We start from the raw sequence: 10,756 nt of genomic DNA, 5'->3' as shown, positions 1-10,756 counted from the left end.
CTTTTACTAATTTTTGAAAATTGTATTAAGTGTTAACTGTATGATTAAACAGGTGGAAACAGACCCGGATAAAAAATTAGCTACAGTTTCTTCAAAGCCCGGTGTTTATATAATGAAGGACGCCCGTGGAAAGGTTGTTTACGTGGGCAAGGCCGGAAACCTTCACAAGCGTATTTCTTCATATTTTATGCGGCCGGCTCAGCAGGACAATAAAACAAGGGTGCTGGTTGATAAAATCTCAACCTTTGAGACAATAATAACCAAGACCGAAAAAGAGGCGCTGATCCTTGAATCAACCCTGATCAAGCAATATAAGCCAAGGTATAATGTTATCTTAAAGGATGACAAGCAATATCCATGTCTGCGCCTGGAAATTGATCAACCATATCCCAGCCTTTCCATAGTCCGGAAAATTAAAAAAAACGGGTCCATCTATTTCGGCCCGTTTACCTCTTCCAATGCTGTGCGTCAAACCCTTAATATAATCAATAAGACCTTCAAACTTCGCAAATGTAAAACAAAGGTGTTTAAAAACAGACCGCGCCCGTGTCTTAACTTCCAGATAAAGGCATGCCTTGCCCCATGCTGCCTGGATGTTGATGAAAACACCTACAACGAGATAGTTAAAGAGGTAACGCAGTTTTTAAAAGGAAAAACACCTGTTCTGATAAACAGGATAAAAAAGGAGATGTCAATCGCTGCCGAGGCGCTGGAGTTTGAACGCGCGGCAGCCCTCAGGGACAAGATCTCGGCTCTTGAAAAAACCCTTGAAAAGCAGGTTGTGGTTGCAACCGATTTTATAGACAGAGATATACTTGGTGTTGCCGGGACAGATGAATTTTCCATAATCACCCTGCTTTTTATTCGTGGAGGCTGTCTTGTGGGAATGCGGCATTTCAGTTTTTCTGAAATCATGTCAACCAATGCGGAACTGATCAGATCCTTTATAACGCAGTATTATGAAAAAACCCCTTTTATCCCCAGGGAAATCCTTGTGCCCATATCCATGGAAGATACCTCTCTGCTTGAAGATTGGCTGCGCTCAATTAAAGGTAAAAAGGTAAGCATCATACATCCAAAACAGGGAGAAAAGGTCAGTCTGCTAAACATGGCTTCCTTGAATGCGGAAAACAGGCTCAAGGAACAGGCAGCCTCCCTTGCCGATGAGATCGATCTGCTTGCCGGGCTTCAGAGGCGGCTGAAGATGGATAAGGTCCCGCAGCGCATTGAGTGCTTTGACAACTCGAATATATCCGGCAAAGAACCTGTGGCAGGCATGGTTGTATTTGAACAGGCAAAGCCGAAAAAATCATCATACAGAAAATATACAATCCAGGGGGTTTCAAAACCGGATGATTATGCCTGCATGTATGAGGTGTTGAAAAGGCGTTATGCCAAGGCAGAGGAATCCATGCCTTATCCCGATGTTTTGCTTGTTGACGGCGGCAAGGGCCAATTGAGCATTGCCGCAACAGTAATCAAGGAGCTGAAGCTTGAAGGGAAATTTTCAATAATAGGAATAGCCAAAAAGGATAAAAAAAGGGGGGAAATCGCAGACAAGATATATTTACAGGGCAGGGTTAACCCGGTTAATTTCGGCAGGGAAGGGGACCTTCTTCTTTTTCTGCAAAGAATCAGGGATGAAGCTCACCGTTTTGCCATTTCTTTTCATCGTAAGCGTAGAGGTAAAGCCTCTCTTCATTCCGCCCTTGATGCCATCCCCTCGGTTGGGGAAAAAAGAAAAGAAATTCTGCTTAAGCATTTTAAAAGCATTAAAAAAATCCAGGCAGCAACGCTTGAAGAACTCAGCGCTGTGCTTGGAATAAGTCATGCCGTCGCAATGGCTGTAAAATCGGCTCTTTAATAATTTTACTATTGTCTCACGCAAAGGCGCAGAGAAAAAACGGTTTTTTCTCTGCGTTCTTCGTAGCCTCCGTGGTGAGACAATTTTTTTGTCATTCCGGCGAAAGCCGGAATCCAGTAGTTTTTATTAGCGCCTTTGCGTGAGAAATTTTTCCATGAAGCGCACGAAGATCATTAAGATTAGTTTTTTATTCTTCGTGATCTTCGTGGTAGAATAATAATTTTTTTATATAAATTCTCTGTGATCTCTGTGTGCTCTGTGGTGAAAATGTCCGATCAGGCTATTTCTTTAAGTAAAGCTTTAAGTTCTGCGACGGCATCCGCTGATTTCTGAAGAGCTGTGTTTTCATCATCGGTTAATTTAATTTGTATAATCTCCTCTATACCGTTTGCGCCAAGTTTAACCGGCACGCCGATAAAAAGATCCCTTATCCCATACTCACCATCAAGATATGCCGCGCATGGAAGAATCTTTTTCTTGTCCTTTAAAATCGATTCAGCCATTTCCACTGCCGCGGATGCAGGAGCATAATAAGCGCTTCCTGTTTTAAGAAGTCCTACTATCTCTGCGCCACCCTTTCTTGTCCTGTCAATCAGGGCGTCAATCTTTTCCCTGGAAAGCAGCTCCGTAATAGGTATGCCTGCCACAGTGGAATACCTTGGAAGCGGAACCATGGTATCGCCATGCCCGCCAAGGACAAACGCATGGGTATTTTCAACCGAAACATCAAGCTCCATTGCGATAAAGGCCCTGAACCTGGCGGAATCAAGGACGCCGGCCATGCCCATTACTCTGTTTCTTGGAAAACCGCTTGCCTCATACGCAACCTGGCACATGGCATCAAGAGGATTGCTTACAACAATAAGAACAGCATCCGGAGAAAACTTTGCCGCCTGCTGCGTAACGGTTTTCACAATTCCCGCGTTGATGCCTATAAGGTCGTCCCTGCTCATACCCGGCTTTCTTGGTATGCCGGCTGTAATAATAATGATATCGGATCCTGCGGAAGCCTCATAACTGTTTGAGCCTGAAAGATGAGCGTCATGCTTTTCAATAGGCGCGGCCTCGGTAAGATCCAGAGCCTTTCCCTGGGGCACCCCCTCAACAACATCTATAAGCGCCACATCGCATAACTCTTTTTCAGCAAGTCTCTGGGCAATAGTAGCTCCTACATTTCCAGCGCCGATTACAGATACTTTTTTGTCCATAATATTCTCCTTCCGTTTCTTACGAATTCATCAAAATCATTTATCAATATTTAATTCACACGGTCAAGGCATTTATGGGAGAGACTTTTGAAAAATGCTCAATTTTGTTCAAGTTCAAGGAAGGCGAAAATTTTAAATGCAGGAATACATTGAGTATTTCGAGGCTTAAAATTTGAGTCTGACGCCGACACGAAGTGAAGCATCAGCGCTAATTGGGCAAAAGGGGGCGTTTTGCAAAGGTCTCTAGGAGAGGGTATCTGATTCTCAGCTTACAGGGTTTTCTTGTGATTATTAGATTATTGCTTTTTCATTCATCACTATGCTATTTTAATATAAAAGGAGTTATAAAAAAATGAGAGAAAAATATTTTGCTAATTGTTTAACCTGCGGTAAAAAACTGATTCTGAAAAAAACGTGACAACGTGTTTACTTAACCTGCAAGTCTTGCGGGGCCGAATATCCAGTAGAAAAATTTGCTGATTTGATGGATGATTCTTTTGAAGAACAGGTTGCGAACACACGTTGTGACAGGTTATAAATCAAACCATTCTCAAAAGGGTAATATCCCGCCCGCATCTGCCCGATCACAGACTGGAAACAGTGAGCCCCAAAGACACCGCGCCCTTGATGACGCAAAACTTGCAGCCATGATATGGCTTGAGATGGGGAAGATATAAATGAAAAGATCGCTTTCATTAGTGCTTATAAGTATTGTTTTTGCAGTATCATTCATAGGCTGCGCCCATACTCAAACAGCAACCCATATCCCCCCGAAACACCTGGCCGCCAGAATGATTAAAATAGTCGAAGAAGTGTCCGGCTGCATACAGCCAAAAACCAAGCTGGAATATTATATATCAAACCACAGCGAGCCTAACGCCTGGGTAACAGACGATAATCTTTACTTTACCGAAGGCATTTTTGTTTTTGATGATAATGTTCTTAAATTTGTTATGTCTCATGAGATCGCCCATAATAAGCTCGGCCATCTCGCAAAAGCAAAAACCGTAAGCTATATTACCACAGGCGTTATGTTGGCGGTTGACATTATTCTTCCCGGCGCCGGGCTTCTAAACTATTTGGCCAACCCTGCTGTTGTAAATAATTTTAACAAAATACAGGAATCTGAAGCTGACACAGAGGCATCTAAAGCTTGTTTATGCCTTGGCATTTCAATTTCCGATCAAATAGAAATATTAAAAAAACTAAAGCTTGCCATAGCTGATAGCGGCAAGTTTTGGGACAAACATCCTTCCTGGGATGAGCGTATTGAGAATATCAAAAAAACAAATATTACTGGAAGGTAGCCGGGAAATGAAAAACGTATCGCATTACGGTTATATCTATTTATTATAGTATAGCAGTCCTATTCGCGGAGACCGCAAAATGCTGTCAGATAACTGTCTAAACTCAACAAATCGGTATGTATTGCTGGATGTGGAAACAATCGATTTTTCGCCAAAAAGCGGGGACAGGGTGATAGAAAACGGCTGGAGAGCCAAAACTTGCGTGGAACAACTTATCGAGGAGGCGATGCAGCAATGAGCAGAAAAAAAACAGCCAAGGAAAATCAAACCCTGCCAGCCAAGAGCGAATTTTTACTCTACCAAACTGAGGATGGGCAGACGCGCATAGAAGTTCGCTTGGAAAACGAAACCGTTTGGTTGAACCAGTTGACCATGGCAGAGCTTTTTCAGATATCTAAGCAAAATATTAGCCTGCATCTTAAAAATATCTTTAATGAAGACGAGTTGACGGAAAAACGAGTTGTCAAGGAATACTTGACAACTGCCGCTGACGGCAAGGGCTACCGCACCAAATTTTACAACCTCGAAGCCATCATCGCCGTGGGATACCGCGTGCGGTCCCGCCGGGGTACCCAGTTCCGCCGGTGGGCCACGGAGCACTTGAACGAATACCTGGTCAAGGGCTTTACAATGGATGATGAACGCCTGAAGGCAGTCGTCAACATCGGTTCCGACTATTTTGACGAGATGCTGGAACGGATTCGGGACATCCGGGCCAGTGAAAAACGCTTTTACCAGAAAATTCGGGATATCTATAAACTGGCGGCGGATTACGACCCAAAGGCCGAGGAAACCCTGGAGTTTTTCAGCATTGTTCAAAACAAGCTGCATTTCGCCATCTCCGGCAAAACGGCTGCCGAGCTGATCACCGAAAGGGCCGACGTCTCTATGCCCAACATGGGGCTGACCTCATGGAAAGGGGCCAAGGTGCGCAAGGGGGATGTCACCATTGCTAAAAATTACCTGAACGTCGATGAAATCGAGGGGCTCAACAGGATTGTTACCATGTACCTGGACTATGCCGAAGAACAGGCCAGACGCCACCGCCAGATCTTCATGCGGGACTGGCGTAAAAAACTGGATGCGTTTTTGCAGTTCAACGAGCGGGACATCCTGACCAATGCCGGAAAGGTCAGCAAGGCGGTGGCTGACCAACTGGCCATTGAACAATATGAAATCTTTCACCACCATAGGCTGGCCGAGGAAGCGCAACAGGAATCGCTCGCTGATGATGCCAAACTGAAACGCTGCCTGGAGAAGAAAAAATGAATCGTTATGTAGCGCTGGATGTGGAAACAACCGGTTTTTCGCCCAAAAGCGGAGACAGGGTAATAGAGATCGGCGCTGTTGCTATCGAGAATCAGAGCATTATTGCTGAATTCAGCAGCCTTATCGATGTTGATAAAATGATCCCCTGGCAGGTTCAGCGGGTGCACGGCATAACCAATGAAATGCTTGAAGGCGAACCAAAGCCGGACGAGGTCCTTCCGGAATTTTACAAATTCATTGCCGGAAGCATCCTGGTGGCCCACAATGCAAGCTTTGATGTTGGTTTTCTCAGAAATGAATTTGCTTTATTAGGCATGAGTCTGAACAATCAATCCCTGTGCACACTAAAAATAAGCAGAAAGCTATATCCGCATTTGCCCAATCATAAACTGGAAACAGTAAGCCGATACCTGCTTGGAAAATCAGCAAATCAGATGCAAAAACACCGAGCCCTTGATGACGCAAAACTTGCGGCCATGATATGGCTTGAGATGGAGAAGATATGAGTGGTTCAGAAGATATTATTTGTCGATATTATAGGCCAAAAACTGCAAAACTAAAGGGCGTACCCGAGTTACAATTTAACCCCTCATTTGAGCAGGGTGAATCAACGCACATATTTTTACTATCTCAGGATTGACCGGATTATATGGAAGATTTATGATAATAATAGTCTGGATTACCGTAAAGGAGCTATTTTGAACCTGAAAGAACTAAAGCAGCTTATAAAAAAGGGTGAATCAGATCGGCTTGAATTTAAGAAGTCGAGCGGGCAGAGAACGGTTGCTGCAAAGACTGTCTGTGCTATGCTGAACAGTATAGGTGGTTTTGTAATATTCGGTGCGACAGACAAAGGGGAAATAACCGGTCAGAAAGTCTCTGCAAAAACAATAGAAGATATATCAAATGAAATCCGTAAAATTGAGCCACCTGTTTTTCCTGATATCGAAACCGTCGATTTAAAATCAGGAAACGCTGTAATAATTATAAGTATTCCAGGAAGCACAGGACTTTATAGATATGCAGGACGGCCATACCTTCGGAATGGTCCCACAACCATACAGATGCCTGGGGATGAATATAACCGTCGATTAATTGAAAAATTCCATGCAACAACCCGGTGGGAAAACGAATCTGTGCCGGAGGGCGTTTCCATCAAGGATCTGGATGCCGACGAGATTCAAATTACTCTGGACAATGCTATTCGGCTGGGACGACTCGAAGCCACTAACCGGCGAGACACCAGATCCATTCTCCTTGGTTTGGAACTGATTCACGAAGGCAACCTCCTGAACGCCGCCGTGGCGCTCTATGGTAAGAGTGACCAACTCAAGATACTCTATCCGCAAATGGGTATCCGTCTGGCTCGCTTCAGGGGAAAAAACCGCTTAACTGACTTTGCCGACAACCGTCAGTACTGGGGGCATGCTTTCTCGCTTTTGCGCCGGGCCGAATCGTTCCTGTTGGACCATGTTCCCATTGCTGGACGTGTCGTGTCGGGAAAGATGGTTCGTGAAGATCAGCCATGGTACCCACCACGCGCCACGCGCGAAGCCTTGGCAAACGCTTTATGCCACAGGGACTACACTATACCCGGTGGCGCCGTTGCCGTTGCCATGTATGATGATCACATGGAAATCACCAACCCTGGTGATCTCCATTTCGGCATAACGCCTGAGAAGCTGGCAAGTCCCCACGAATCAAGGCCATGGAATCCGATTATTGCCAATGTGTTTTACCGGGCAGGCATTATCGAGCGATGGGGTATGGGCACGCTGAACATTATTGACTGGTGTAAGGAAAACGGCAACCCCGAACCCTCTTGGCAGGAGCAGGCCGGTTCTGTGTATGTGAAGTTCCTGCCCGCCGTTTTGCCCGATACTCCTGAAGACGCAGTGGATGTCGGGACCAAGTTGGCACTAAGTCGGCACCAAGTTAATATTTTACATGACTGCTATAAATCCAGTAAGTTAGTGGATCTTATGGCCGTCACCGGTCGTTCTGACCGCACCAAGTTCCGGCACCAAGTTTTGAACCCACTTTTAGACGCCGGGCTTGTTGAAATGACAATTCCGGATAAACCGAAAAGCAGCAAACAAAAATATCGTCTTACAGATAAGGGCAAAAAATGGGTTGAACAGAACCAGGCGGGGAAATGAATATGCTTGATTATGAATTTGTTAAATGACCGAACTACCGAAACGTGAATTGCTGGAGCAGAAGCTTCACAAAGCGGTTGAACTGGCGCGGAAACGGCTGGAGGCGGGTGTGTAAATAATGAAGCTATCCGCATCTGCCCAATCATAAACTTGAAACAGTAAGCCGGTATCTGCTTGGAAAATCATGCAAACAGATGCGAAGACACCGAGCGCTTGATGACGCAAAACTTGCTGGTATGATATGGCTTGAGATGGAAAAAATGTGAACAGCGCAAAAGAGATCATTTACAAAAGGATTTGCATTCAAACAAACGATAACATATAGTCAAATCGTAATCTTTAGACTTTCAAACAATCCATTGATAACGAAACTAGGTACTAAGTAATGATACAGAACCCTGAACAACTGAAAGAACTGGAAGACAGAGTTATTCGAGATGAAGGCAAGCTGAGTTTTCCCTATGCCATACGTCTTTTTACATATATGTGGGATGAGGGCGTGAGTCTCGGCATTTTCCCTCCCAAAGAGCCATTAGAAGGAATAGGTGTGGATATAAGGATTGCGAAGGTGTTGAATTCATGTTCGAGAAAATCCTTTCCAGTATAGGCGCATCTCTCAAAAAACGTAATATTCCCTACATGATTATCGGGGGACAGGCCGTATTGCTTTACGGAGAACCCCGCCTTACCAGAGATATTGATATTACCCTTGGTGTGAATGTCGATCGTCTTGATGAGCTTCTTGCCGTTGTTCAAGAACTCACCCTTAAACCTCTTCCCGAAGATTTGAAATCATTTGTCGGGCAAACCATGGTTCTGCCGGCCCTGGACGAAACTACGGGCATAAGGGTAGATTTCATTTTCTCATTTACCCCCTATGAAACAGAAGCCATAAAAAGAGCAAAAAAGATAAAGATAATGGACAGAGATGTCAATTTTGCCTCTCCTGAAGATCTAATAATCCATAAAATCTTTGCCGGCAGACCACGAGATATCGAGGATGTGAGAACCGTTCTCCTGAAAAATCCCGATATTGATGTTCAGTATATACGAAAATGGCTTAAGGAGTTTGATCTGTTTTCTGAGAAAAAAGAATTTCTCAAAACCTTTGAGGAAGTAAAAAGATAGCAGAAAGCTGTATCCGCATCTGCCCAATCATAAACCCATTTTCTTTTCCTGCACACTTCTCGACTCGCCCCCAGAACTATTTCGTGCTATATATCTGTTAGAATAAAAATTATATTGACAAAAACAAGACCAAAAAGTAATATTAAAAATATGAAAGTCAATCTTGGTTTCATCGGAAAAAATATCCGTAAACTTAGACGGCAGCGTGGTTGGACAATGGCTGAACTGGCCGCAAAAGTCGGGATGAGCGAAGTGCCTTTAGGAAGGATTGAGCGTGGTGTAAACGCTCCTTCCGCTTCTGTAATTTACAGGCTGTCAAAAGAGCTGGGCGTTTCTGCGGATATGCTTTTTGCCGAGGATAATCAAAACATCAGATCTCTTCAGTATGGAAAAGCGCGCGATCCTTTTCCGGCAACAACCAGCGGAAAAAATGAGGACCTGCCTTCCAGGATCAAAACAATGTCGCGCGATATAATTGAAGCGTTCTGTGCTCTTGAAGATATTTGCAGGGCGCAAAAAAGGGCAAATATTCCGCTTGTTATTCCTTTTGATCCCACAACCAGAGGAATGGAAATGCTTTCGGAAAAGGTTCGCCGTTTTGCCGGAATCGAGCATGGCATAGTCTTTGACTATTTTGAGCTGTTTGAAACCCTTGGCTTTCGTGTAATCGTAGTTCCTTTGCCTAAAGATGTACACGGCTTTTCATATTATGACACTTTAAATCAGAATGCTTTCTTTTTTTTGGCAGCAAGGCAGAATCCTGAAAGACAGCTTTTTTGCCTGGCCTGTGAATTGGGAAAGGTCTTAATTCTGACTTACTCTATACAGCAGGGCGTGGAACTGTTTGAACCTGATGGCGATCCTGATCCTTCAGGTAAAAAACCGTTTACAGCTCATCGTGCTGCAAGACGTTTTGCCGCTACCTTTCTGATGCCCGCAAAAGCTGTGACTGATACCGTTAACCAATTAGGTATTCAAAGAAATCGCTGGTCTTATGAACTTTTGCTTCGCATCAAGCATCGTTTTGGTGTTTCAGCAGAGGCTTTTTTATATCGTTTAGATGAACTTGACTTAATCGACCCCTCTCTGGTCCAGCCGCTTAAAGACACTATTCACAAGCACTACGGCAAAACCGGCTTCGGCGAACCCGACCTTTCCAGAAGGCTTTTAACCCCCAACGGCCGTCTGTGGGACCTGGTATTAACAGGAAAAGAATTGGAAGAAGGACGTAAGGAAGTGCTTGAAATTGAGAAAGTCTTGAAAAAGTGGAAGGTGGTTGGGGAATGAAAACTCTTCCGGCCATCAAAGTATTTGCTGATGAAATTAATGCGGAATTATGAATCGCGAAAGAGATAAAAAGCACAAAACAGAACACCGAAGGGTGCGTAATGTAAAACAAAAAGAGGGGATTGTTATGCCTGTTCCGATTTCTAAAACTGATCTTCCCCATGGCTACGCAAATTTGCTGGCTTCCCTTAAAAAACGTATTCAACAGGAACGCATCAAGGCTGTGTTATCAGCCAATAAAGCTTTAGTAATGATGTATTGGGATATTGGAAACTCTATTATTCAAAAACAGAATAATGAAGGATGGGGATCCAAAATTATAGATCGGCTATCTCACGATTTAAAAGATGCTTTTCCTGAAATGCGCGGATTTTCTCCACGCAACCTGAAATATATGCGCAAATTTGCTAAATCATGGAGGGATCGTCAATTAGTGCAACGCACCGTTGCACTAATTCCATGGCGCAGCAACCTGGCTAAATATGCCCTTGCCGGATACACCAAACCGATTGGTGTTGCCGAGTGGGAAAGACA

General features: G+C 44.2%; 12 protein-coding genes. 11 read left to right on the top strand and 1 reads right to left on the bottom strand.

Going from position 1 to position 10,756, the window contains the following annotated elements; all coding sequences use genetic code 11:
• Positions 1-40 precede the first annotated feature (40 nt).
• Positions 41-1,864, top strand: a complete 1,824-nt coding sequence (gene uvrC / locus VMW78_04650) for an excinuclease ABC subunit UvrC (protein HUV50291.1) — start codon at positions 41-43, stop codon at positions 1,862-1,864.
• Between the two features lie 275 nt (positions 1,865-2,139).
• Here the strand turns inward: uvrC and mdh are convergent, their stop codons facing one another.
• Positions 2,140-3,072: a malate dehydrogenase gene (gene mdh / locus VMW78_04645; GenBank protein ID HUV50290.1), complete on the bottom strand. Its 933-nt coding sequence runs from the start codon at positions 3,070-3,072 to the stop codon at positions 2,140-2,142.
• Between the two features lie 488 nt (positions 3,073-3,560).
• Here mdh and VMW78_04640 point away from each other — a divergent pair, with 488 nt between their 5' ends.
• The 10 genes from VMW78_04640 to VMW78_04595 all read left to right on the top strand — a co-directional run.
• Positions 3,561-3,749, top strand: a complete 189-nt coding sequence (locus VMW78_04640) for a hypothetical protein (protein ID HUV50289.1) — start codon at positions 3,561-3,563, stop codon at positions 3,747-3,749.
• On the top strand, positions 3,750-4,379 hold the full coding sequence (locus tag VMW78_04635; GenBank protein HUV50288.1) for a M48 family metalloprotease: 630 nt from the start codon (positions 3,750-3,752) through the stop codon (positions 4,377-4,379). It abuts the gene before it with no gap.
• Positions 4,380-4,458: 79 nt separating this feature from the next.
• The gene (locus VMW78_04630) at positions 4,459-4,617 is read left to right on the top strand and encodes a hypothetical protein (protein HUV50287.1); all 159 of its coding nucleotides are present in this window, start codon (positions 4,459-4,461) and stop codon (positions 4,615-4,617) included.
• A complete protein-coding gene (locus VMW78_04625) occupies positions 4,614-5,648 on the top strand; it encodes a virulence RhuM family protein (GenBank protein ID HUV50286.1) in 1,035 nt (344 codons plus the stop codon). The genes VMW78_04630 and VMW78_04625 overlap by 4 nt, the downstream gene beginning before the upstream one ends.
• Positions 5,645-6,154, top strand: a complete 510-nt coding sequence (locus tag VMW78_04620; GenBank protein ID HUV50285.1) for a 3'-5' exonuclease — start codon at positions 5,645-5,647, stop codon at positions 6,152-6,154. Before VMW78_04625 ends, VMW78_04620 begins: the two co-directional genes overlap by 4 nt.
• Before the next feature lie 96 nt (positions 6,155-6,250).
• Positions 6,251-7,807: an ATP-binding protein gene (locus VMW78_04615; protein HUV50284.1), complete on the top strand. Its 1,557-nt coding sequence runs from the start codon at positions 6,251-6,253 to the stop codon at positions 7,805-7,807.
• Between the two features lie 385 nt (positions 7,808-8,192).
• Positions 8,193-8,414, top strand: coding sequence for a hypothetical protein (locus tag VMW78_04610; GenBank protein ID HUV50283.1), 222 nt, complete (start codon positions 8,193-8,195; stop codon positions 8,412-8,414).
• The gene (locus tag VMW78_04605; protein HUV50282.1) at positions 8,387-8,935 is read left to right on the top strand and encodes a nucleotidyl transferase AbiEii/AbiGii toxin family protein; all 549 of its coding nucleotides are present in this window, start codon (positions 8,387-8,389) and stop codon (positions 8,933-8,935) included. Before VMW78_04610 ends, VMW78_04605 begins: the two co-directional genes overlap by 28 nt.
• Before the next feature lie 150 nt (positions 8,936-9,085).
• The gene (locus VMW78_04600; protein HUV50281.1) at positions 9,086-10,222 is read left to right on the top strand and encodes an XRE family transcriptional regulator; all 1,137 of its coding nucleotides are present in this window, start codon (positions 9,086-9,088) and stop codon (positions 10,220-10,222) included.
• A gap of 49 nt (positions 10,223-10,271) precedes the next feature.
• Positions 10,272-10,756 (top strand): DUF1016 N-terminal domain-containing protein (locus tag VMW78_04595; GenBank protein HUV50280.1); only part of this gene is annotated, 485 nt, incomplete at its 3' end.

This window comes from Anaerolineae bacterium, assembly GCA_035529315.1.
Classification (GTDB): Bacteria; Desulfobacterota; Desulfobacteria; order Desulfobacterales; family ETH-SRB1; genus Desulfaltia.
Note: the sequence above shows the minus strand (reverse complement) of the source record. Positions and strands in the feature narration are given on the sequence as shown.

Coding starts and splice junctions, on each gene's coding strand:
- VMW78_04635 (HUV50288.1), top strand. CDS start 3,750: ATGAAAAGATCGCTTTCATTAGTGCTTATAAGTATTGTTTTTGCAGTA.
- VMW78_04630 (HUV50287.1), top strand. CDS start 4,459: ATGCTGTCAGATAACTGTCTAAACTCAACAAATCGGTATGTATTGCTG.
- VMW78_04600 (HUV50281.1), top strand. CDS start 9,086: ATGAAAGTCAATCTTGGTTTCATCGGAAAAAATATCCGTAAACTTAGA.
- uvrC (HUV50291.1), top strand. CDS start 41: ATGATTAAACAGGTGGAAACAGACCCGGATAAAAAATTAGCTACAGTT.
- VMW78_04620 (HUV50285.1), top strand. CDS start 5,645: ATGAATCGTTATGTAGCGCTGGATGTGGAAACAACCGGTTTTTCGCCC.
- VMW78_04625 (HUV50286.1), top strand. CDS start 4,614: ATGAGCAGAAAAAAAACAGCCAAGGAAAATCAAACCCTGCCAGCCAAG.
- VMW78_04605 (HUV50282.1), top strand. CDS start 8,387: ATGTTCGAGAAAATCCTTTCCAGTATAGGCGCATCTCTCAAAAAACGT.
- VMW78_04610 (HUV50283.1), top strand. CDS start 8,193: ATGATACAGAACCCTGAACAACTGAAAGAACTGGAAGACAGAGTTATT.
- mdh (HUV50290.1), bottom strand. CDS start 3,072: ATGGACAAAAAAGTATCTGTAATCGGCGCTGGAAATGTAGGAGCTACT.
- VMW78_04640 (HUV50289.1), top strand. CDS start 3,561: ATGATTCTTTTGAAGAACAGGTTGCGAACACACGTTGTGACAGGTTAT.